The organism is Alteromonas sp. MMG017 (genome assembly GCF_018100795.1).
GTDB lineage: Bacteria > Pseudomonadota > Gammaproteobacteria > Enterobacterales > Alteromonadaceae > Alteromonas.
This window is the reverse complement of the sequence record NZ_JAGJDY010000003.1, coordinates 50,575-74,389: the sequence shown is the minus strand read 5'-3', so window position 1 is coordinate 74,389 and position 23,815 is coordinate 50,575. Positions and strand designations below refer to the sequence as shown.

Genomic DNA, 23,815 nt, shown 5'->3' with positions numbered 1-23,815 from the left:
TCACCGATGCCTCATCTTCTTATCAATATGACGCGACACCAAAATTTGAAGCAAATTCTAAATCCAAGCCAGAATTAGAGCCAGAGTCAAAGTTTAAACCAGGAGCCCAGTAGTTATGGTACCTGAGATTGGAAATATCGCGTTAACTCTCGCCTTAGTATTATCTATTTTGCTTGCAGTCTACCCGCTATGGGGGGCCCACCGTCAGCACGATACACTCATGGCTACCGCAAAACCCCTTGCTATCGGCTTGTTTGTGTTCACCCTAATTGCTTATCTGTGCTTAACCTACGCCTTTGTTACCGACGATTTCAGTGTTGAGTATGTGGCGCAGCACTCCAATAGCCAACTTCCGCTTATTTATAAAATTACTGCAGTTTGGGGCGGCCATGAAGGCTCTTTTTTGTTGTGGGTATTGATGCTGTCAATTTGGACGGTTGCAGTTGCCATCTTTAGCCGCGGTATACCGCTTACCATGGTCGCAAGAGTCTTGTCAGTTTTAGGCATGGTAGGCATTGGTTTTTATTTGTTCATGCTGCTTACCTCAAATCCTTTCAATAGCATGCTGCCGTTTTTCCCTGTCGATGGGCGCGATTTAAACCCGCTGCTGCAAGATTTCGGCATGATCATTCACCCTCCAATGTTATACATGGGATATGTAGGCTTCTCAGTGGCTTTCGCTTTTGCTATTTCAGCATTAATTTCAGGCCAACTCGATTCTACATGGGCGCGTTGGTCTCGTCCTTGGGTTATAGCAGCGTGGGCGTTTCTTACCGTGGGTATTGCCCTTGGTAGCTGGTGGGCTTATTACGAACTTGGCTGGGGAGGCTGGTGGTTCTGGGATCCCGTAGAGAATGCATCCTTTATGCCTTGGTTAGTGGGCACTGCACTAATGCACTCTTTGGCGGTCACGGAGAAACGAAAAGCCTTTAAGTCGTGGACAGTATTGCTGGCCATTGCTGCATTTTCATTAAGTTTGTTGGGGACGTTTTTAGTTCGCTCAGGGGTGATAGTGTCCGTCCACTCCTTTGCCAGCGATCCAACTCGCGGGCTATTTATACTCGGTATTCTTATCGTGTTAAGTGGTTTTGGCTTATTACTTTACGCCATGCGTGCGTCTGCGTTAAAGAGCCCCGGTCGATACCAAGCCTTTTCCCGAGAAGTGTTATTAATGGGAAATAACGTATTTTTATGTGCCGCAACGTTAGTGGTGCTACTAGGTACGTTATTGCCACTGGTTCACAAAGAATTAGGCTTAGGTAGTATTTCAGTGGGGGCGCCATTCTTTAACCAAATGTTTACCCTGTTGATTGTTCCCTTTGTGTTGTTCCTAGGCCTAGGCCCGTTAACTCGCTGGAAACATCAAACCGCAGGTGCACTTAAAAATCAGTTGTTGGTTGCCGCTGGTATTGCCATCAGTGCGGCGCTTTTAGTGAACTTCAGTTACGACACGCCACAATACATGGGAATGCTAGGCATGATCCTCGTGTTCTGGATTTTGGTTACTACATTGCAAGAAGTACTTCAGCGGGTTAATGCTAACCCAAGTAATGCTGGTACTTTCACAAAACTAGGCAAGCTCACCCCAAGTCACTGGGGTATGGTGTTAGGTCATATCGGCTTTGCCATCAGTATTATTGGTATCACTTTAGTGTCTAACTATGAGTTAGAACGGGATGTGCGAATGGAAGTGGGCGAAACAGTAGAGCTTGGTGGTTATGCTTTTACTTTCACCGATGTTAAGCCATTTCAAGGGCCAAACTACACCGCTGATGTAGGTGTGTTTGATGTGAAAAAGACGGATGAATTTGTTGTACATTTAGAGCCAGAGAAGCGTATGTATACTGTTCAGCGAATGCCAATGACAGAAGCGGCAATCCACTCTACGGTATCGCGGGATTTATTTATTGCCATGGGCGAGCCTCTTGATGACGGAGCTTGGGCAGTGCGTATCTACATTAAGCCTTTTGTTGTGTGGTTATGGGCAGGTGCTGTGGTTATGGCGATTGGCGGTATTTTCTCGATTAGCGATAAACGCTACCGCATGGCCAAAGTGAAAAAAGTCTCGAAAGCTATCAATCGGATGACTGGAAAAGATAGTCACTCAGAAGCAGAGACGAAAAATGCGAGTGATGCCGGTAGTCAGGAGGTCACACAATGAAAAAGGCACCCTTAGTTGTCATTCCATTGGTTCTGTTTTCGATGCTGGTGATTTTTCTGTTTCAAGGGCTCTTTTCAGATCCTAGAGAGCTAGATTCACAAGTTAAAGGTAAGGCTCTCCCCGAATTTGCTTTACCCGACTTAATGCAGCCGGATACAACCTACACGCCAGCGTCACTGAAAGGTGAGGTGACTATCGTTAATGTGTGGGGAGTATGGTGCGTAACCTGTGCCGTAGAAATGCCGTATTTAACCCAGCTTAAAGATGAGCTAGGTGTGAAGTTTGTGGGCTTATATTTTGATCAAGATCTTGACCCTGACTTCGGTACAAAAACGCTCACTCGGGTGCAGCAAGAAGTAACCAGTATGCTAAGGCGTTACGGAAATCCTTATGCATTTAATATTTTTGATGTGTATCGCGATACGTCTTTAGATTTAGGGGTTACCGGTGCCCCAGAGCACTTCGTACTCGATGCCAACGGTGTTATTCGCATGCATCATATTGGTGACATTAATGAGCGTGTTTGGCAAAACAAAGTGGGCCCGCTTTATCAGCAGTTAGTGGCTGAGGCGAACGGTGAAACTGGAACTGATATTGATACTGATATTAAAGATACAGGGAGAGTAGGAGAATGAAGCGTTTAATCGTCCTGTTGACCCTATTTATCACTTTTTCGGTTTTTAGCGCTGAAGATAATTTTGCTTTTGATACGCCCGCGCAACGTGCTCAATTTTTAAGTTTAACCGCCGAATTACGCTGCCCTATGTGCCAGAATCAGAACATTGCCGACAGCGACGCCATGATTGCCCACGATATGCGCCGTAAGGTTTACGCATTATTAAAAGAAGGTAAGTCAGAGGCTGAAGTCATTGATTTCATGAAAGCCCGTTACGGCGACTTTGTGCACTACCAGCCACCGGTAACGATTGCCACTATGTGGTTATGGGCTGCACCTGTATTGTTTGTGATTTTCGCACTTTTATTTGTAGTGCGTCGGAAATCTTCAGCAGCGCCGCAGGATATCAAAGCCAAACTGGCTAAGGCAGATGCATTGCTTGAGCAGGAAAAAGAATGAGTTGGACCGAGTTTTATATTGTTGTTTCAGGGTTAATTACCTTAGTACTCATGCTATTGGCATTCCCCTGGCTTCGTAGAAAAAATCACGCTAAAGCTGATAGTTTAAGCAACACGCAAATTGTAAAGCAGCGACTGCAAGAGCTTGAAAGAGAAGTGAAAGAAGGCTTAATCACCGAGCACGATATGCGTGTGGCGGTAGATGAATTAAAAGTCGCGCTGGTTGATGAAAGTAGTTTTGAGTCCACGCGCACTGGCTCAGCAGGTATGCCTTTAGTTGTTGGTGGTCTAATCGCCGTCGTTGCCGGTGTGGTGGTATACGCTTCGGTAAATCAATTTAGCCAAGTACAGCGTGCATCTGATGCTATTGTGGCGTTACCGGAATTAAGCGCAAAATTAGCCAGTGGCAATGGAAGTGATTTAGGGCCTGAAGATGTAGCTAACTTGGCATTGGCTATTCGCCAGCGACTACGAGAAGCGCCTGAAGATGATACTGGCTGGTTATATTTGGGCCGGCTTATGTTAAGCCTAGGTCAAGAAGTGCAAGCAATCGAAGCGATAGATAAAGCGGTTGCGTTAAAGCCTGGGAATACTTCCCACCAAATTACGTTAGCGCAAGCCTTGATGACCACAGGGGATGTGAATAACCTCAACCGCGCACAAGGTGTGCTATCAAGGTTATTACAGAATACACCGGAAAATGACAATTTAGCGCTAATGATGGCAGTGGTATCTGCGCAGTTAGGCGATTTAGGAAACCTAACCCGTTATTATGGGCAAGTAAAAGAAAAATTGCCCGCAGGCAACGATATTGGTCAGAGACTAGCCATGCGTGAGCAAGAACTGCAAGCATTAGAAGGCCAAGTAGTTGTGCAAGATAGCAGCTCTATTAGTGATTTGTCTGAAGAGCAAAGCTCTGTGAAAGCTCCTGAGAGTGCCCCTAATAACGCCGCTAGTGCGAAAACAGGTTTTAATATAACCGTAGATGTATCGGACCAAGCCCGTTCAGCCTTACCTCAATCCGGCTTTCTTATCGTATTTGCGCAAGACGCGAACTCAGAAAACAGAATGCCGGCAGCCGTGGTTAAGATCCCGTTACAAGATTTTCCTATCACTATTGCACTAAATACGGATAATGCAATGATGCCACAATACACATTAGACTCACTGAGCAAGGTTACGCTTACTGCGCGTGTATCTGCCGATGGTGATGTGTCTGTATCACCCGGTGAGTGGGAAGGTAGTCAGGTTATCGAAGTGGCACCTCAAAATATGAAAGATATCAACGTAACGATAGAGAAGGAATTGTTGTGATTAAATTTTCAAAGTGGGCCTCGGTAAGTGCGCTTGTGTTAGCAAGTTTGCTAGGCGGGTGTGCAAGTCAGCAAGCTTCTCAACAAGTTGATCAAAATAATAATCAAGTACAAGATGCGGGTGACCCAAGGGATCCTCTAGAGCCAGTAAACCGCGTAATGTGGGACTTCAACTGGGAAGTGTTAGATGCATACGTACTGCGGCCGATCACGGTAGGTTATGTCACGGTGATGCCTCATTTTGCACGTGTTGGCCTGTCCAACGCTGCTGAAAACTTGCAAGAGCCAGCCAACTTTATGAACAATATGTTTCAGGGCAAAGTGGACGACGGTATGGATAGCCTAGCCCGCTTTGTGCTTAATTCGACCGTGGGACTATTCGGCACTATTGATGTTGCTAACCATATAGGTATAGCCAAAAAAGAAGAAGAGTTTGGCGAAACCATGGGTAAATGGGGCGTAGGAACAGGCCCATTCTTAATGTTACCCGCGCTTGGTCCAAATGATCCTCGTAGCTTTTCCGGTAACGTTGTAGACGGTATGGTGTATCCAATGGCAATTATTGATGGCCAGTTCGCTATTGCACGGTATTTAGTGTCCTTATTAGAGGGGCGTGCTGCACTGATTGACCAAGAGCAACAGCTAGAGCAGTCGGTAGATGATTATGCATTTGTGAAAAATGCTTACTTCGAAAACCTTGAGTTCAAAGTTACTGATGGTAAAAGTGGTGATAAGGCGATAGAAGAAGAACAGTTAGATGACTTCGCCGAGTTCGAAGCTATGCTTGAGTATGAAGAAATGGATGTTGAAGATGACTCTTCAACAGATGCTCCTGAAGAAGACGGCCCTCAAGGTCATTAACTCTTAGCTATTTAGCGCTTAGCTCTAGCTTGCAGCTAACTAAGCTAATACCTAAGAAGCTAAACACCTAAGAAGCTAAAAACAAAAGCCCCTGAACGGTAATTCGTTGAGGGGCTTTTTAGATTCTGCTTAGCGTATCTTTGCAAGTTGCCTCACTACATACAGAATTGGCTAACTAACCTTTGGGGTAACCCTGAGGATTTTGTGATTGCCAGTTCCATGTATCCGCACACATAGCTTCTAAACCTTTCTCAGAATGCCAATTCAATTCGGTAGCTGCTTTAGTTGGGTCTGCATAACATGCAGCTACATCGCCACTACGGCGCGGTGCGATAGCATAAGGAATCGTTTTACCCGATGCCTTTTCAAATGCTTTAATCATATCTAGCACTGAGTAACCCTGGCCGGTTCCCAAGTTGTATTTATCAAGACCCATATTTAAAGCAATTCTATCAATCGCTTTTAAGTGTCCATTAGCCAAGTCTTCTACGTGAATGTAATCACGTACGCCTGTGCCATCATGGGTGTCGTAATCGTCACCAAATACACTCAGCTTTGCTAATTTCCCAGTAGCGACTTGTGAAATATATGGCATGAGATTGTTTGGAATACCGTTAGGATCTTCACCAATGCTGCCAGATGCGTGGGCGCCTACTGGGTTAAAGTAACGAAGTAGCACAATGTTCCATTCGCTGTCTGACACAAACAAATCAGCCAACACATGCTCTACCATTAACTTAGACATACCGTAAGGGTTAGTTGGGTGTCCAGTCGCCATATCTTCCCGTAAAGGAAGGGCTGCCGGGTCGCCATACACTGTGGCAGAAGAGCTAAATACGATGTTCTTAACGTTGTGCTTTTGCATCGATTTACATAGGGTAAGCGTGCCATAAACGTTATTTTCGTAGTAAGACAGGGGCTGCTGAACCGATTCTCCTACGGCTTTTAGGCCCGCGAAGTGGATTACGGCGTAAATACTGTGCTCACTGAAAATACCATCAAGCACGGCAGTGTCGCGAATATCACCTTGAACGAAAGTGACCGATTTTCCCGAGATAGCCTCAACACGTCTCAGTGACTCTGCACTTGAATTCGCCAAGTTGTCGAGGACAACCACGCTGTAATCCTGTTCGAGTAGTTGAAGTACAGTATGACTTCCAATGTATCCTGCGCCACCGGTAACCAAGATGGTTTTCATGCATGCTCCTTGTCTGAATTAGGTGCCAAATATTTAGCACATATTGAATGTTGTATCGGTTTAACTAATAGCGGGTAAAGAAGAAATACAAGTCCCGCCCACAACAGTGATGTCCAGTTCGATGCGGTTTGTAATATAAGCACAAAAGCGGGTATGAAAACCAGTAGCTTGAGCACGTTCATGAGTGTTTTTTCTGGAACGGTCATCCGTGATGCTGCTCTGTCTAAACGCTTAACGCGTTCGGTAAGAGGGAGACCTTTCAGTTGAGGAATATTTCGGGTGGAAAAATAAAATTTCATAGCGTACTCAAATAAAAACCGCCGACACATATTGTGTAACGGCGGTTATTGTAGGTGATTGCAAGAAAGGTTAAAACCGTAATTGGTCTAATGAGTCCTTTTCAGCAGAATTTACTCACCTTTTTAATATTCTCATTAATAAAGTTAGGCCTTCGATTCAACGCCTGCTTTTTCCCAAAAACGTGATTTGAGGCTAAGCAGCGCAATCACAATACCAATGGCGATACTGAATAACGCGATTTGTAGGTAAAGGTTAGGCATTTCAGACACATTTTCAGGGTCAAAATTACCTGACAATAATCCGGCAATGATGTTACCGATAGAGTAGGTTAAAACGAAAACCCCCATCATTTGACCTGCAAAACGTTTGGGTGACAATTTACTTACCGCACTTAACGCAACCGGGCTCAAACATAGTTCACCAACTGTATGTAAAAAGTAGGTAGTGACCAACCACATGGGGGCTACTTTTAAACCTTGTGCAGCGTACTGAGAGGCCATAAACATCACCAAGAAGCCTGTCGCCATGATCACAAGACCAATTGCACATTTCAGCGTGTATGATGGGTCAATCATACGCTTGGCAAGGTTAATCCAAAGGGCGGCGAAGAAAGGTGAAAGAATAATAATAAATAGGGAGTTTGAAAGCTGGAACCATACCGTTGGGATAGTAGAAAGTCCAAACCATGATGTGAAGATTGAACCCGCGGATAAAGCTCTATCAGTGTAGTTCTGAGCAAATAAGTTCAATGAAGAGCCAGCTTGCTCAAAGCCTGACCAAAAACAGGCAGAAGCTAAGCAAACTAAAAATAGTGCCCACATACGTCGTTTTTCATTATCGCTAAGCGCACCTTTAAAGTAGATGAAGCCAAAGTATAAGAAAAAAACCGCGGTAAAAAATACCGCCACTTGCTGAGCAAGTAACAGAGGGTCAATGACAATTGTTCCCATGTGAGCAAGAACGATAACAACCACAGCCAAGGCGACGGTCGCAATAACTGCTGTCCACGCGGTTTTCCTAGCACTGCCGGTGTAAGGATTGGTAGGCGCAGTTGAATCTGAAGCTAGCGACGAGTTGGTAAAGTAGTATTGAATAAGACCGATAGCCATACCAATAGCGGCAGCACCAAAGGCATAGTCCCAGCCCCAGTTTTCTTGCAAGTAACCTGTTACCAAATAGGCAATAAGGGAACCAATGTTGATACCCATATAATAAAGGGCATAACCACTGTCTCTTCGAGCATCTTCATCGCCATATTGTTGTCCAACCATGGCTGAAATATTGGGTTTTAATAGTCCAGTTCCCGTTGCCACAAGAATTAAGCCTACAAAAAATAAGTTCTGTAGGTCGATAGCAAGTACTACATGCCCTAAGAAGATAATAATACCGCCATACCACACGGCCTTTTTACCACCAATGAGGCGGTCAGATAACCAACCACCAGGTAAACCTAAAAAGTAAACTGCACCGGTATAAAGGCCATAGATTGCCCCAGCGGTTGCTACCGTAAAACCAAGCCCTTGTGTTTGAAGGCTGGCGGTCATAAATAAAACAAGGAGGGCACGCATACCGTAATAACTCATGCGCTCCCACATTTCTGTGAAAAACAGCGTTCGAAGGCCCCCTGGATGGCCGAAAAAGCTGGTGTCGTTAGATTTTTTTATAGTCACGTTATCGTTCCATATTAATTATGGTTGTTATCGTAGAGCGCTTAATGAATACGCTCTTTTGGTATAGGTCCAATATAGGATAAGCCGTTATACTAAAGCTCGAGTAAAGACACAAGATTTGGACGTTAAACTCCACTTTTAAGACTGTCAAAAATGAGTTTTGCTTGAATTTTAAACGTTCTTGCACCGGTAGCGCTGTAAGAGTAATGCGGTGAAGAAACTTAATTAGCGAGGGAATGAATAGCGTTTTATCATGGTGTTGACTAGAAAATTTGTATCGCACTTTAATAATAAAGGCGAAGTGCGATACAAATAAGCTTTAGATATTGAGTGTTATAGTTCTCTGATTGTGGCTAGTACAATTCGAATGATGCCATAAAGCAATAAAAGTATGACGCCAAATAGCACCAAGTTGTAAATGACCGTAGGGTACTTATTGTCATCAGGAAGGGTAGGTGACTCAATAGTCACTAAATGCTGCAATTTTTGATAGGTCTCTACACGCGCGTTTTCAAGGGTAATAAGTGAAGAAGAAAATGCCTGAATGGCTAACTGCAATTGTACCTGTAGGTTACTGTATTGAGCCATCAGTTCACCAACAGAAAGGTCTGTGTCAGAGTTGTCGGGATCAGAAGTACTAATCTGTTCTTTGCGTTTATTAATTTCACGTTGCAACGCACCGATTTCACGCTTTATATTAATTACCTCAGGCGCTGCGTCAGACATCATCGTTGAAATGGTGCTTAATTCTGCTTTCTTTTGTGCCAAGGTGGCTTCTAATGAAAATGCAATTTGTTGAAAAGCCGCGCCTTCTGCGGTAGGGTCGAGTACATTATATTTAGACTGAAAACCTAGGATTTCGGTTTTAGCTAGCTGAAGTTTCTGCTCGACAATTTCGTGCTCGCCTTTCGCAAACGTCAACTTTGATTTGGCCAGATTGTTGTTGATATTGTTTATAAATTCTTCCGCTTTTACCACAATTGCTTGGTTTATAACTTGGGCGAATTCGGGGTTGAATGCGCGGGTACGAAGTGAAATAACGGACGACGCCGAATCTACACTCACTTCAACGTGATCTAAGTAAAACTGATAAAAGCTTTCTTGCTTATGAGAACTTGATAAGCCGCTAAAAAAGTCGGCCTCATCAGACATGTAATGTTCTCTTAAGCTAATGGTCTCATCCAAATACTTAATCATGTCTGCAGATTTGATATAAGCTTCCACCAACTGACTCTCATTTCCCATACCTCCGGAGCTGATGCCTGCTGACATAAGTAGTGAAGAAGGGTCAAAACTGCTACCACCATCACTAGATTTTACGATTAACTGACTTTGACTCTCATATTGTGGGGCTGCCCATATAATGAGATAGAAGGCATATAGAAACCAAGGCAGCACAAGCAAAAGCGTTTTATGCTGTTTCATCAGGTCATTCAGTTTTGTAAGCGTTTTTTCCACGTTTGATAAACCTATTTTAACGATTTTTTATTGGCTGCATCTTGCGTATACACGTCAATGCCTTCTTCGAGATCAGCGTAATAAGATAATTTACCATCATCTATAATGACGGCGGATGTACAGAACTCTCGAATTTGATCCAGTTCATGACTTACCATGATAACCCCCGCCGTTTCACTTTTTTCTTTAAGTGACGCTCTGGCTTTTTTTCTAAACAATGGGTCGCCTACTGATGTGGCTTCATCGATAAGATAGATGTCGAAATCAATATTCATACAACAAGCAAACACAAACTTAGCCCGCATACCTGAAGAGTAAGTGCGCACGGGTAAGTCAAAGCGTTTATCTAACTCAGCAAATGCTTGAACTTTTTCTTCGTATTCAGGCAACGACTTCACATTATTTATTCGTCCGATGAAGCGCGTATTTTCACGTCCTGTCATTTGTGGGTGCACGCCAGTCTGAAGCGCTACCGGCCATGACATCGCTTTATTAGTAAGCACGCGCCCTTTATCTGGGTATTCGCTTTTCGCTAACATACGAAACAAGGTTGATTTACCCGCACCGTTTTTACCCAAGATGGCCACATTATTTTCAGTCGGGAAATCAAAGTTGAGATTCTTAAAAATATATTGGGGCCCCATTTTGCTTGGGTAGCTTTTTGTCACGTTTTCTAGTTTGATCATCGTGACAGCACCTTTTTCCACGTAATGTGATAAAGAGAAAGGCTTAAGAATAAAAATACAATGGTGATTTCAACCACGAAGCTAAAAGATACCCCTTTATGTCCGTAAGACTCAAAACAAGCATATCGGGCAAGCTCATTAAAATGCACAAGAGGATTCCAAGTGAAATATGGCCAGAGATATTCAGGCATATCTTGGAGGCTGAAAAATACACACGAGATAAACATCAAGGGACGTGTAAGCATTGACTTAATTTTGTCTACTTCAGGAACAAAAGCTAGCGCAATACCAAACACCAAGCCAAGTGAAACAGAAAACAACCAAAGTAGGATATAAAGAGTGATCAACATCAGTGGATCATGAATCTCAAAGCCATCACCCAAAAGATAGAGTGCCAAAGCCAGTAGTGCGATAACTACGGTTTTTATTGATAATTCAACAAAGCCCGCAGTTACAACAGCTGCAAGCGGTTGAACCTGTCTGAAGGCATATAATGGTTTATTCCGTCGAATGGATGTTGATACCGATTGAAGGTTAGTAGTCAGTGTTTGGAGGCCGACCAACCCAATCATCATGAAAATGAAAAGTGGTATAGAGTGAACATCGTCGCCGCTTATCAAGCCTCTTATAAACGAAAGTGCGGCAATGAAAATAAAAGGCTCTATAAAGGCCCAGCTAAGCCCAAATTTATCATTGAACTTACTTTGAAACTCACGCAGGAAAAGTGCGAAAATCACACTTCTCCAAGCGTAAACTTGTTCTTTGAACGTTACCATAACTAGTCTGTGGCTACGTTCGCAGCAATGGCGATTTGATACACGATTTGAGTAATATCTTTCACTGCTTGAAGCACTTTAGTATCAATGGCTGGCAGCACAATAATCTGGTCACCAGGTAATAGATGAGCACCACTGCCGTTAGCAGTTAAAATACCGTTATCGATATTGGCAAAAGCAACGTTGCCATTTTTGCGTACTATCAAAATGCGCTCATCTTCAGCGCGTTCGGTGAAGCCACCTGCCCATGCAATATAGTCTTCGGTATCTGCATCAGGGTTAAATACAACTGACTGCGGAAGTAAAACTTCACCACCAATATGTATAAGATCCGTAATTTCTGGGATCACAATAGTGTCATTCGGCTCTAAAAGGATGTTCGCAGTGTCGCCATTTTCAGACACAACCACTCGACCTTGTGGTTCAACTTGACGGGCTCTCGCAATAAAGTCAGCCACAAGTTGAGCTTCCTGTGCACGTATTGCGCCTTCACCTGTAGAACTGATGGGGGCAGTGTACATACTGCGCTCCAAGCGCTCCAAACCTTGCTCAATAATCTCTTTTTGTTTTATCGCAACACTTTCTCGCAGAAGATAGATATTTTGCGTATCAGATAAGGTCGTGTCCGCTTCAATATGATCCAGCACATCAAGTAAACGTGTGCCTTTGTCTACCATCAATTGTGATGCACCTGAGAAGGCGCCAGCTACGTTAATTCGGTAGATTTGTGCTTCGTTGTCGGCCACGTACTCAACAGTGTCACCAGCCTTAAGGGGCAGGGCTTCAAAATCGGCTAGACTCAAGTAACGTGCAAATTGCTTATTGTCCCTAACGCCTGCGACTGACGCGTGAGAAGCAAACTCGCCTGGTCGAGCAAAGTAGTTAACTACCTCACCGTTAAGCTCTTCATCTGAAAACTCGAAAGTAAAACTATTTCGGGCACCGGTTTCAACCACGATAGTATTGCCGATGGGACGTACTAAAATAGTGTCACCATCTTTAAACGATACCTTTGGAAGCTTACCGTTTCTGAAAAATGCATATAAGTCTGCGGTAGCTATAACTTCATTATTGCGAATAACATCAATTTTTCGGAAGCTGCCACGTTGAAAATCAATACCGCCCGCTCGTTTCAAATAATACAACACACTGTCAGATGCTAGGCCCGCATATTGGCCAGGTCGTAAGATTGGGCCAGAAACGTATACCGCCACAGGCGTTGATGTAAGTAGGTTGACGTATACATTTACATCATTGGTATAAACCTGACGAATCTTACTACTTACTGTTTGGTTTACTGTGCCCGCTGGTGTGTTAGCAACCCGAATTGGGCCAATATTGGGTATAAAGATGTTGCCTTGGTTATCAACAGTGGAAACATCTGAATAGTTGATTGCACCCCAAAGCCATATAGAAATTTTATCCCCAGGGGCAACCAAATAGTTATCGTTTAAACCTGTGGTTCTCTCTGATTCGAAGCCACCAAGAAATAAGTTCGCAGCAAACGGTGGGTTGGTCATGGCTTGTTGTTGGGGGAAAACACTTTCAATAGTCGGCTCACCCGGAAGAGAAAGTCCGTCTCTAGGCTGAGTGCTAAATTGCCCCATTGTATTTTGCGTGCTACCTGCGCCTGGCAAAGTACGTTGGCTCTGAACGCTGAGAGGAGACACGCCTGTTGCAGCACTAGAGGTTGATGACGAGCCTGTCTGTTGAGCCCGTTGTCTTAGCTGTTCTATTTGCTCTGCACTCTGAGCATTCACCGTTTGAGATAATAAACCGATTGAAAGTACAGCTGCGGCGGTAAAAGAAACTAAATTTAACAACTTCAACTTATTCTCCTCGTGATTGAGCCGAGGCTACTAATGGGCTCAAAATAGACCAAGCTCCGCCGCGTTTACAAACGATAAGCTTGTCTTTGGTATATTCGTTTTCAGGCTGGGTGGCAGAAAGCGTAGCTTGAAATCGAATGCAGTCATTACCGGTGGCCGAGGTGTACAATTTAGTCGCTTGGTAATCAATGCCTTCAAGCATAATTTGAATATTCTGCCCCTGACTAAACGATGAATTTAAATTTGGAATGCTTATTGCTACATCTTCTTCGGCAGATAAAGAGTATGCTAGCGATGCGTGTACTAGTGGAATATCGGCGGTTGTCGATTTAGGCACATTACTGCACGCCGCAAGCAAGCTGGTAAGCGCAACGAGTAAGAAAGCCCTTTTTTGCGTATTTAACATTGACTGTCATATCCATATAGCAATTTGGCGCTAGGATACCATAAGAATAAAAAAAAACATGCTTTCGTCACGCGTTCGGCATGAATTGCAATTCGATGGATGCTTATTTGTTCTAAAGACAGTGCACTAAATGTGTGGTGTATGAAATTTGTTCAAAGTATTGGTGCTTATTAGCCAGTATTCATTCTGTTACAAAAGTTTTTTTGCTACTAAGGGTGGTTACAACAAAGAATGTTTATTATGATAAGGGAGTTTTTCCTATCCTGTTCAAATAAAAGAATGAAGCCCTCGGTAGGCCGTTAAAGGACGTTGTTTTAATATGGATACCAATTTGGTTCACATGTCACACTTTGGAAGAACACCTATCAGTGAAGCACTGATTTCTGGTGGTATGGGCCGTGGTGGCACGAGGTTTTGTTTAATATGTTAGCGTACCTGCAGTTTGTTCCTCTTTTTACTGCGTTTTTTGTAGCCCTTATTTTGTTAGTGGTGATGACACCGCTAGCACATCAATTCGGCTTGGTTGATCAGCCTAGCGCGAGAAAACGCCATGCGGGTATTATTCCGTTGACCGGCGGTGTGGCTATTTTTATGGCGGTATTGGTCGCAAGTGTTGCTACTGATGTCTGGATGAAAAATAATCCATTATTCTTTACTGCCTCGGCCTTTGTTGTGCTTCTCGGTATGCTTGATGACCGTTTCGATTTAAGCGCTAAAGGGCGTTTGATGTGCCAATTCGGTGTGGCTTCAATTATGGCGTGGAGTGCGCAAAACTATGTCACGTCTTTAGGTAATATTTTTGGCAATGGTGATATTGCGCTAAATATTAGTGGGTATTTTTTTACTGTTGTTTGCGTGGTGGGTGTTATCAATGCCTTTAATATGATTGATGGCATCGATGGCCTTGCTGGGGGCATGAGCTTAGTTATTCTGCTTACTTTAGCGGGGTTTCTAACTTTTACTGGCAACGGTGCTGCCATTATGGAGCCTTTAATTATAGTGGCTGCCATCGTACCATTTTTGGCCTTTAACTTAAGTTGGAAGGGCTTTAAAGGAAATAAAATATTTATGGGTGATGCGGGCAGTATGTTCGTGGGCCTAACGATTGTATGGTTGCTTGTCGACCATACTCAAGGTGCTAGTGCTGCATTCAGACCAATCACCGCGGTGTGGTTAGTTGGATTACCGTTAATGGATATGGCTGCAATAATGTATCGCCGTGCACGTAAGGGCCAATCCATGCTTCGCCCAGACCGCCAACATTTACACAATATTTTTATGCGAGCAGGCTTATCGAGCCGTCAATCTCTCATTGCGATCTTGTGTATGGGGGCCTGTTATTGCGTAATTGGGATCCTAGGCGAAATATACCTTGTGCCTGAATACATCATGTTTTGGGGTTTTATTTGTCTACTTGTCTTGTATAGTATCGTCATTCAAAATATTTGGAGCGTGCTTCGCTTTATCAAAAAGCTTTAGCGTAATATTCCTAATGCGTTGATAAATTGAATGCTAGAACTAAATTTCGAACGCCGGTGTAATAAGATTAGAAAGCGCTTTTCTTTTACTTTTCCAATGTTTCAACGCTTTAAAATTGGTAATTCTGTTTGGACTCAAACCTTTCAATTCTTCACAACAACTATAAGAACAAATGTGTTGAAACCTTGGTGGCCATGGCTGTCTATGGGGGCGACAAGGTTGAGTGGGTAGAACAAGCGATTGACAGTATCCTCAATCAGACCTATCGAGATTTTGTTTATATCATTGTCATTGACGGAGAAATTTCCGTTAAGATGATGAATAAACTTAAAGATAAAGCCTTTTCCGATAATAGGGTTGTACTAGCCCAAAACGCGACTAAACCTGGTTTAGCCAGCTGCATGAACAAAGCGGCCGAATGGGGACTATCGTTGAGTCCTGCGTACTTCGTAAGAATGGATGCGGATGATATCTCCATTCCAAACCGACTCGCACGCCAAATAAGCTACTTACGTAAGCATGCCTATATATCAGTATTGGGATCGGCGCTAACTGAAATCAACGAGCACGGTATCAAAGTGGGCGCGAGAGTCATGCCTTCGTCTCACAAGCAAATTGTGAGTATATTGCCGCGGCGGTGCTCACTGAATCATCCTACCGTGGTAATACGTTACACGGTGTTTGAACAGGGCTATAGATACGATAGCAACCTGATGAACACTCAAGACTATTTTCTTTGGGTGACCTTGGCTTCTAACGGCTTTGTGTTTAGAAACCTTAAAGATCGTTTATTGAATTTCAGGCGAGTAAATAACTTTTATAAGCGTAGAGGCTTTAGTAAGTCACTCAACGAATTTAGAGCAAGGTTTAATGCCATGCTTAAACTAAAAAAGCTAACGCCTTATAATGCCGCATATGCATGTGGTGTACTAACGCTTCGGTTAATGCCTGGGAAAGTCGTTAAATTAGCGTATAAACTCGATCGTCATTTATTAGATAGGTTTGGCAAACATTGAACTGTGGAATTGTCGTTGTACTTTATCACCCTGATATTCAACATGTGCAATCACTTATCGATGGGTTCATGCACTGTGAATGGCCTATCGTATTAGTTGACAATTCTTCTGAAAAAACCGTCTTATCGCTGTCTTCTCACTGCAAGTATTTCCATTACCCTGATAACGTAGGCATTGCTGAGGCTCAAAATATAGGCCTCAATTACCTATTTAAAAATGGTATGTCCCATGCGGTAGTGCTAGACCAAGATAGCCTTTTTACGGCGAATATGGCGTTAGACTTATTAGCCCAGTACCATACGCTTGAGCAGTCTTATAAGATAGCGGCCCTTGGCCCTTCAATACACTGTCAATTTACCGATAAACTTACCGTAGGCCGGGTTCAAAAGGGACGTCAAATCGATAGCCAGGTTATAGAAGTAAAACAAATTATTGCGTCAGGTATGATGCTATCTTCTTCTGCATTTTCTACGGTCGGAAATAAAGAAACAGGCCTATTCATAGACGGTGTCGATCATGAATGGTGCTGGCGAGCCAATAAGCTCGGTTTTTCTATATTCCAGTCTTTATCAGTATGCATGCCGCACCGTCAAGGTGATGATCGTGCAAAGGTGCTAGGCCTAACCTTCAAGCAAGGTGCACCAATTCGACTTTACTACCAAATGAGGAACGTATTACTCTTAGCTAGAAGGGGGTATGTACCACTTTATTGGAAGTGCCGTCATCTTCCCGCAATACCGCTACGATATATTGTTAATCGGTTCTACTTTCCTGATGGTAAGAAACGTGGGCATTATTTACTGAAAGGGCTAATTGACGGCATCAGTGGGAAGCAAGGAAAGATTCAAGAGCGTAGTGCAAAGTAGGCTTTAAGTTGTTTATGCAATGGTTTTAGTTGGATTTTTAAAAGCATTGCTTAATGAACGTAAAGTTTCACCAAAGCTGTGCAGATGATGATTGTTGGTGCATGGTGATGAATTAAAAAGGGGCGCTTATTGAGCAAATCCTTTTATTTCAAAAACATTATTTTTCAATGGTATTACGCTAATCAGCACCAGTTGTATGTATTGTGAATTGAAATATGTGCTTCACGATGAAGCTTTTTATTTTTTATAATAGAAATCATTATGAAGTGAACTTTACGTTTTATTAATGCGTAACCGTTTCGAGCCAAAATGAAGTTGTTAGTATGGAATGTGGATTGCATACTTCATTTTAGGTTGAGGATTATCAGTACAAGGACATTAAATTATGAGTCAAGTAAAGAAAGCCGTTATTCCAGTTGCGGGTCTAGGCACCCGAATGCTTCCTGCTACAAAAGCAATTCCTAAGGAAATGCTTCCTGTGGTAGACAAGCCACTAATTCAGTATGTTGTGAAAGAATGTGTTGCAGCAGGGATCAAAGAAATCATATTGGTAACCCATGCTAGTAAGAACAGTATCGAAAACCACTTCGATACGTCTTTTGAGCTTGAAGCCACATTGGAAAAGCGTGTTAAGCGTCAGATACTTGAAGAAGTACAGTCAATTTGTCCAAAAGATGTCACCATCATGCATATACGCCAAGGTGTGGCGAATGGTCTAGGTCACGCTGTATTGTGTGCCCGTCCAATCATTGGTGATGCGCCTTTTGCGGTAGTATTGCCAGATGTAATCATTGACGATGCAGCAAGCGATCCGAAAAAAGATAACCTTGCAGATATGGTTGCTAAGTTTAATACCACTCGTGTTAGCCAAGTTATGGTAGAGCAAGTTCCTCAAGAAGATGTGACCAAATTTGGTATTGCAGACCTTGATGGCGCGGCGATTGAGCCTGGTGAGTCTGCTAAAATACACAAAATGGTAGAAAAGCCTGCCCTTGATGAAGCGCCGTCTGACTTAGCGGTTGTAGGTCGCTACGTGCTATCTGAGAAGATTTGGGACTTACTTGAGTTCACGCCTCCTGGTGCTGGCGATGAAATCCAACTTACAGATGCTATCGATGCATTAATGAAGGTTGAACAGGTTGACGCTTACTACATGAAAGGCAAGAGCCATGACTGTGGTAGTAAACTAGGTTATATGAAAGCTAACGTAGAGTACGCACTTAGACACCCAGCGTTAGGCCAAGAATTTAAAGAGTATATTTCTAGCCTAAGCATCTAAAATTACAGCTATTTAAAAGCGCGCTTACGGCGCGCTTTTTTGTGCGTGTCTTCCAAACTGAGTAACACCAAGTGAATTATTCAGTCTTTTACTACAACATAACCTTGTAGCTTAGATAGCATCTTTTCACCAATGCCTTTTACTTCGGTTATTTGTGCAACTTCTAAAAACGGCCCAACATCTTGTCGGTAAGCGATAATCGCTTTTGCCTTAGAAATACCTACGCCAGGTAATGTTTGAAGCTCTTCAATACTAGCGACATTAAGGTCGATTTTTTTAGCGATACCAACACTCACCATTGATGATGAAGCATCATTATCTAATGGGGTAGCCGATATGGCTGGTGTGTAAATAAATAGCGCAGATAAAACCATAAGGCTTGTTAATTGTCTTTTCATTGTCATTCCTTGTTTAAGGTGTACACCATTTGTACAGCGTTGATGTTACCTACAGAGGCAAATATGAAAAGACCAGTTTTGGGACAGTTTTATCGAAGTGCCAACACTAGGTTGAGGCGTGCCATATTTTTTCTTTTCTTTTCTTTTCTTTTCTTTTGTTTTCTTTTTTTTGGGGGGAAGAGGGAGAGGAAGCAGGGGAAAAATGTATGCAGTAAGAGACAGATACAAAAAAGCGGGCTTTAAGCCCGCTTTATCAATAACGTCTATTTAACCTTAAAGGCGGTCAATCAACGCTTGAGTAAATTCATTTGTACCGGCTTCACCACCAAGGTCGCGAGTAGTGCGGTCACCAGTTTCAATAACGTCTTTTAATGCGCTACGAATTTTTTCTGCTTTATCACCCATGTTCAAGTATTCAAGCATTTGAGCTGCAGCAAGAATAACAGATGTTGGGTTAGCCAAGTTCTTACCAGCAATATCAGGAGCAGAGCCGTGAACAGCTTCGAAAATAGCACAGTCTTCACCGATGTTAGCGCCAGGAGCCATACCAAGGCCGCCAACAAGGCCAGCACATAAGTCAGAAAGGATATCACCGAATAAGTTAGTGGTAACAATCACGTCGAACTGGTGTGGGTTCATTACTAACTGCATGCACGTGTTGTCTACAATCATTTCTGTAGATTCGATATCTGGGTAGCGTTCGCCCACTTCTCGAGCCACTTTCAAAAACAAACCTGAAGTTGACTTCAAGATGTTAGCTTTGTGCACTGCGGTAACCTTCTTACGGCCTTCGCGACGCGCTAATTCGTAAGCGAAAGTAACGATTTTTTCAGCGCCGTCACGAGTAATTTTACTCATTGCTTCAGCTTCGTTACCGTCTTCAGAAACCACTTGTCCAAGGCCTGAATACATACCTTGAGTGTTTTCACGCACGGTAATGATATCGATATCTTCGTAACGCGCTTTAGTGCCTTTGAACGAGATCACAGGACGTAAGTTTGCGTAAAGTTTAAATTGCTTACGCAAGCTAACGTTAATTGATGTGAAACCTTCGCCAACTGGTGTAGTTAGTGGGCCTTTAAGTGCAACTTTGTTTTTAGCAATAAGGTCAAGTGTTGCTTGTGGCAGAAGTTCACCATGCTCTTCAAGGGCAACTAAGCCTGCATCTGCGTAGTCATAGGCAAAATCACAGCCAACTTTATCTAAAATTTTAGTGGTTGCATCAATAATGTCTGGGCCAATGCCGTCACCGCGAATGACTGTAATGTGTTGCTGAGTCATGTGGAAGGATCCTCTGATAATTCTATTGTCAAAATCGTTAGGTTTACTACATTTTAGCTTAGCGAGCGAAACGCGCCAAAGAAGACCGCCTCATCTTTTTATTATTATGAAAATTAGGGGTAGTTTTTTGAAGCGGCGCTAAGCGGCGTATTTTATACGATAGCGGGGCTAAGTTATAGCCATTCGTAAAGATTAATTTTACTAGTGCAAATTAAGTGGGCAAAACAGATATTCGCCAAGTCTTTCCATCACGTTGCGGATATCTTCTCTTTTCAAGTTAATGCTTCTTACTAAGGTGTCGAAGGTATTATCTGTGGCTGCATCTCGTGCATCTAACGGGAACAAATACTCTCTGGCAAGGCCAAAAGCGAGTTGTAAAATAGCGTGTTCCTTTTTCAAAGACGCGGCTACCTCTGCGTGTCGTCTGCCTGACTGATGAATTACCGCTCGCCATGTTGCACTTTGGTGCCAATTTCCAGCAAGTTCACCTGAAATAGCGTGCCATGAAGAAACGCCTTTAACCTTGAAGGCTTTATCTATCTGAAAGTAGTCTTTTTGACAAACCGGTAGTTTCGTCGCGACTTTTAATCCTGGCAGCGTGAATAAGGGGGCACATAAAAATGTGGTTACTAGCGCGGCAGATTGAGGAGTAAATTTGGTTTTTGTTATTGATGCTAACTGCGCTGCAATACCACACGCCAAAGAGGTAAATTGTTTGCTAATGGCAAGCAACGGATATTGGTGTTGGGTTAAGCGTTCTATCAAAGCATGTTGTACCAGCATATCGCCCACTCTTTCCAAACCATAGGTTAGTATCGCTTGTTTAAGGCTTGTTACGGTGAGCTTAAGGCGATTGTCTAAGCTTGCAGTGGAAAGCAAGAATTGCTGGAAGCTGGGTACCTTCTCTACCTTCTGACATAAACTAGGTACATCCACATCAGTTTTTTGTAATTCGTCAATAATCGCTATTAGGGCAGAGGGAGGACGCTGAATAGGGAAAGTGGCGGGTAAAAAAGGCTGCTCCCCTTTCACGCTTCGGGCATTCTCACATGCTTGATATTGACCAGTGAATGCTTCAAAACTCAGGTACAGGTCTTTGGGGGCCAAAAGTGCAGTACGTTCAACCCATAGTATTTTCTCGTCTTCGTCTCTACTAGGTGAATGCACAAGCGCATGCTGTTTTTGTATATCAATTACAATGGCGGGGTGCGCTTTTACGTACACGCTAGCCCCAGGCGAAGGTATTGAAATGAGTGATGCAATAGGATGCAGGAAAGTTCGCTGCATTGTAGGTACACGCTGAGCGATAAACGCCAGAAGGCTCGACCTTGAGTGGGTTTCAGAACAATAGGAGAACACACTGGTTATCAAACTTATGCGCTGCAAAGATGTTAATTTTGCTTCGCCGACATGCTTTATTGATTGTGAGCTGAAAAGCACTTTTTGCAACGCAATAATTTGTCGCCACATGGTGAGATGATGGTCGTTGATGAACGCAAACAGTGCTTTTTTCTGACTGATTGCCTCATCTTTCGATTTCTTAGCTAAATTAGAAGAAGCCAGATTAGAAGCGACTAAATAGTACGTAGCCAAGTGAGCCGCAATAATATGCTGTAAAAAGTGGTCGTTATAGTTATTGAGCTTGCCAAACAGTGCTAGGTTCAACATATGCCGGGTGAGAGTATCAATATCACTCGTACATTTTTGAAGGGCTAAAGGAATGGCGGGGTGGGCTTGAGCAAATGAAAGTGTAAGCTTAGCTCTCTGAAGACAAGTGTTAACAGTGTTTTGAGGCGATGAAGTCAGTGCAGGTAGCGAAAGCAGAGCGTCCGAAAGCTCAGAAGCATCATTGAGCTCCATTTGGCTAGCTTTGCTGGTAACTTGAATACGCCCCGTCGCCCCACGCAATTAGTTTCTCGTTTTCAAACAATAATGGCGTGCATTCGTCTTGCGTGGTTAAACCATCAGCACGAACGTGCTGGGTACGGTAAAACATCACTTGAATAGCATTTTCATTTTGTCGTTTGGCTTCGGTAATATCAGGCGAACCAAGCAAGGCCAGCACTTCCTCTCGGGTGCTACCCAGCTTTAATTTGGTAATTTGCACGCGGTTATATTCTTCGCGGTCTTTCCAGTCCATATTTTCAGGTTTATCGGGATAAACTGAAATCACTAGAAATACAAAAGCTGCATACAATGCTATGCCAGCAAAAATGAGTCGAATTACCTTGGAGTTCATAACCCTAACTTTTCGTTTTTCTGCGCTAATATAAACAATTTACAACATGTATATAGGTTACAAACTGTAATTTCGCAGTTCCTTTGTTTGAATAACTACTTAAGTCTACAGTGTACCGTAAAAAGTTCGTCGACGGTAAGTGTTAAACGTAAGGAAATGCGTCTAGTTATTTCTCAATTGTGTAGCAAGGTGTGTATGCAGAGCCAGGAAGCTTCATTCTTTGTTGAGAAACAAAAGATTCTAATAGTGTATCAACCCGCTCCATTAACTTGGCATCCCCTGTTAGCTTAAATGGTCCATGCTGTTTAATGTGCTGAATACCTTCCGCTTTGACGTTGCCCGCCACAATACCTGAAAATGCCTGCCTTAACGCTATCGCTAGCGAGGCATTATCCTGATCATGATGTAAAGCTAAACCTGACATGCTTTGATGAGTAGGAATAAAGGGGCGCTGAAAATCTTCTTCTATTTTCAGTGACCAATTGAAGCTGTAGGCGTCGCCCATTGCTTCTCGGTACTTCTTAACTCGCCCAAGCCCTGTGCGCATAACCCGAGCTACTTCTTCAGGATCGTCAACAATGATCTGGTATTTACTCTGTGCTTCTTTCCCTATCGTCGCACCGATGAATTCATCAATGGCTTCAAAGTAAGCCTCAGAACCCGCTGGACCGGTAAGGATCACAGGGAAGGGCTGCTGGGCATTTCGTTCATTCATTAAAATGCCAAGCAAATAAAGCAACTCTTCGGCAGTACCCACACCGCCAGGAAAAATCACAATGCCATGGGCTAGGCGAACAAAGGCCTCAAGGCGTTTTTCAATATCTGGCATGATGACAAGTTCATTAACAATCGCGTTGGGTGGCTCTGCTGCGATAATGCTAGGTTCAGAGATACCAATGTAACGGCCTGCCTTATAGCGTTGTTTTGCATGCCCAATGGTAGCCCCTTTCATTGGGCCCTTCATTGCACCTGGTCCACAGCCTGTGCAAATATTCATTTCTCTAAGCCCTAACTGGTATCCCACTTCTTTTGTATATTTATACTCAGTTAGATTAATAGAGTGCCCGCCCCAGCACACCACAGTATTAAGGCTATCGTTTCCTTCAAGTGCCTGAGCATGACGTAACATGTCAAACACCATGTCGGTAATGCTCACACTATCGACAGGCGCACTTTTGTGGGTAAAAGCATACTTATTACCCATGAAAAGCAGGTCGCGAAGCACTGCAAAAATATGCTCATGCACACCAGTAACCAAGGTGCCGTCAACAAAAGCTACTTCGGGTGGATTGACTAATTCAATTTTGACGCCACGCTCTCTTCGAACCAACTTGATATCGAAATTTTCGTAAGGTGCAAATAGCACTTCATAATCATCTTCATCGACACCACTATTGAGTACTGCTAAACAACAGTTTCGAAACATGCCGTAAAGTGCGCTATTTGTTGTATCTTGCAATTGAGCCACTTCAATTTGCGACAACTGACTCATCCAACCAACAGGATTTAACTGCACTTTCTTCAT

At 43.2% G+C, this 23,815-nt stretch carries 22 protein-coding genes; 9 read left to right on the top strand and 13 right to left on the bottom strand.

The genetic code is table 11. From position 1 onward, the window contains the following. Positions 1-115 precede the first annotated feature (115 nt). From J8L84_RS05100 to J8L84_RS05080, 5 genes are read left to right on the top strand one after another with little or no spacing between them, the layout of a single operon-like run. Positions 116-2,161 (top strand): heme lyase CcmF/NrfE family subunit, encoded by a 2,046-nt coding sequence (locus J8L84_RS05100; RefSeq protein ID WP_211069749.1) that lies wholly within the window; start codon positions 116-118, stop codon positions 2,159-2,161. Further along, entirely contained in the window at positions 2,158-2,796 is a 639-nt protein-coding gene (locus J8L84_RS05095) for a redoxin family protein (RefSeq protein WP_211069748.1), read from the top strand. Before J8L84_RS05100 ends, J8L84_RS05095 begins: the two co-directional genes overlap by 4 nt. Beyond that, positions 2,793-3,236 carry a cytochrome c-type biogenesis protein gene (locus tag J8L84_RS05090; RefSeq protein ID WP_211069747.1) on the top strand — a complete coding sequence of 148 codons (444 nt, stop codon included), beginning with the start codon at positions 2,793-2,795 and terminating at the stop codon, positions 3,234-3,236. Before J8L84_RS05095 ends, J8L84_RS05090 begins: the two co-directional genes overlap by 4 nt. Beyond that, a complete protein-coding gene (ccmI, locus tag J8L84_RS05085) occupies positions 3,233-4,549 on the top strand; it encodes a c-type cytochrome biogenesis protein CcmI (protein ID WP_211069746.1) in 1,317 nt (438 codons plus the stop codon). Before J8L84_RS05090 ends, ccmI begins: the two co-directional genes overlap by 4 nt. Beyond that, positions 4,546-5,409 carry a VacJ family lipoprotein gene (locus J8L84_RS05080; RefSeq protein ID WP_211069745.1) on the top strand — a complete coding sequence of 288 codons (864 nt, stop codon included), beginning with the start codon at positions 4,546-4,548 and terminating at the stop codon, positions 5,407-5,409. Before ccmI ends, J8L84_RS05080 begins: the two co-directional genes overlap by 4 nt. A 175-nt stretch (positions 5,410-5,584) precedes the next feature. Here J8L84_RS05080 and galE read toward each other — a convergent pair whose 3' ends face one another. From galE to J8L84_RS05040, 8 genes are all read right to left on the bottom strand, one after another. Then, positions 5,585-6,607 carry a UDP-glucose 4-epimerase GalE gene (gene galE, locus J8L84_RS05075; protein WP_211069744.1) on the bottom strand — a complete coding sequence of 341 codons (1,023 nt, stop codon included), beginning with the start codon at positions 6,605-6,607 and terminating at the stop codon, positions 5,585-5,587. Then, positions 6,604-6,906, bottom strand: coding sequence for a DUF6170 family protein (locus J8L84_RS05070; RefSeq protein ID WP_057796321.1), 303 nt, complete (start codon positions 6,904-6,906; stop codon positions 6,604-6,606). The genes galE and J8L84_RS05070 overlap by 4 nt, the downstream gene beginning before the upstream one ends. A gap of 144 nt (positions 6,907-7,050) precedes the next feature. After that, positions 7,051-8,571, bottom strand: a complete 1,521-nt coding sequence (locus tag J8L84_RS05065) for a peptide MFS transporter (RefSeq protein WP_211070027.1) — start codon at positions 8,569-8,571, stop codon at positions 7,051-7,053. Positions 8,572-8,910: 339 nt separating this feature from the next. Then, on the bottom strand, positions 8,911-10,035 hold the full coding sequence (locus tag J8L84_RS05060) for a capsule biosynthesis protein (RefSeq protein WP_211069743.1): 1,125 nt from the start codon (positions 10,033-10,035) through the stop codon (positions 8,911-8,913). Between the two features lie 11 nt (positions 10,036-10,046). After that, on the bottom strand, positions 10,047-10,721 hold the full coding sequence (locus J8L84_RS05055; RefSeq protein WP_211069742.1) for an ABC transporter ATP-binding protein: 675 nt from the start codon (positions 10,719-10,721) through the stop codon (positions 10,047-10,049). Further along, a complete protein-coding gene (locus J8L84_RS05050) occupies positions 10,718-11,497 on the bottom strand; it encodes an ABC transporter permease (RefSeq protein WP_211069741.1) in 780 nt (259 codons plus the stop codon). Before J8L84_RS05050 ends, J8L84_RS05055 begins: the two co-directional genes overlap by 4 nt. Before the next feature lie 2 nt (positions 11,498-11,499). Next, complete coding sequence (locus tag J8L84_RS05045; RefSeq protein ID WP_348771822.1) at positions 11,500-13,278, bottom strand: polysaccharide biosynthesis/export family protein; 1,779 nt, start codon at positions 13,276-13,278, stop codon at positions 11,500-11,502. A gap of 49 nt (positions 13,279-13,327) precedes the next feature. Further along, entirely contained in the window at positions 13,328-13,732 is a 405-nt protein-coding gene (locus tag J8L84_RS05040; RefSeq protein ID WP_211069739.1) for a hypothetical protein, read from the bottom strand. Positions 13,733-14,155: 423 nt separating this feature from the next. On the opposite strand from J8L84_RS05040, the gene wecA reads away from it, so the two are divergent. The 4 genes from wecA (at position 14,156) to galU (ending at position 18,372) form a co-directional block, all read left to right on the top strand. Beyond that, positions 14,156-15,211 carry a UDP-N-acetylglucosamine--undecaprenyl-phosphate N-acetylglucosaminephosphotransferase gene (wecA, locus tag J8L84_RS05035; RefSeq protein WP_057793477.1) on the top strand — a complete coding sequence of 352 codons (1,056 nt, stop codon included), beginning with the start codon at positions 14,156-14,158 and terminating at the stop codon, positions 15,209-15,211. Between the two features lie 128 nt (positions 15,212-15,339). Next, entirely contained in the window at positions 15,340-16,227 is an 888-nt protein-coding gene (locus J8L84_RS05030; RefSeq protein ID WP_211069738.1) for a glycosyltransferase, read from the top strand. Next, complete coding sequence (locus J8L84_RS05025; RefSeq protein ID WP_211069737.1) at positions 16,224-17,093, top strand: glycosyltransferase family 2 protein; 870 nt, start codon at positions 16,224-16,226, stop codon at positions 17,091-17,093. The genes J8L84_RS05030 and J8L84_RS05025 overlap by 4 nt, the downstream gene beginning before the upstream one ends. A gap of 385 nt (positions 17,094-17,478) precedes the next feature. Then, positions 17,479-18,372 (top strand): UTP--glucose-1-phosphate uridylyltransferase GalU, encoded by an 894-nt coding sequence (gene galU, locus J8L84_RS05020; RefSeq protein ID WP_211069736.1) that lies wholly within the window; start codon positions 17,479-17,481, stop codon positions 18,370-18,372. 80 nt (positions 18,373-18,452) lie between these two features. Here the strand turns inward: galU and J8L84_RS05015 are convergent, their stop codons facing one another. From J8L84_RS05015 to ppnN, 5 genes are all read right to left on the bottom strand, one after another. Further along, on the bottom strand, positions 18,453-18,770 hold the full coding sequence (locus J8L84_RS05015) for a helix-hairpin-helix domain-containing protein (RefSeq protein WP_211069735.1): 318 nt from the start codon (positions 18,768-18,770) through the stop codon (positions 18,453-18,455). 273 nt (positions 18,771-19,043) lie between these two features. Then, complete coding sequence (locus J8L84_RS05010; protein WP_013785212.1) at positions 19,044-20,051, bottom strand: isocitrate dehydrogenase; 1,008 nt, start codon at positions 20,049-20,051, stop codon at positions 19,044-19,046. A 201-nt stretch (positions 20,052-20,252) separates the two neighbouring features. Next, on the bottom strand, positions 20,253-21,959 hold the full coding sequence (locus J8L84_RS05005; protein WP_211069734.1) for a histidine kinase: 1,707 nt from the start codon (positions 21,957-21,959) through the stop codon (positions 20,253-20,255). Beyond that, a complete protein-coding gene (locus J8L84_RS05000; RefSeq protein WP_013785210.1) occupies positions 21,916-22,290 on the bottom strand; it encodes a DUF3192 domain-containing protein in 375 nt (124 codons plus the stop codon). The genes J8L84_RS05005 and J8L84_RS05000 overlap by 44 nt, the downstream gene beginning before the upstream one ends. Positions 22,291-22,456: 166 nt before the next feature. Then, positions 22,457-23,815, bottom strand: a complete 1,359-nt coding sequence (ppnN, locus tag J8L84_RS04995) for a nucleotide 5'-monophosphate nucleosidase PpnN (RefSeq protein WP_211069733.1) — start codon at positions 23,813-23,815, stop codon at positions 22,457-22,459.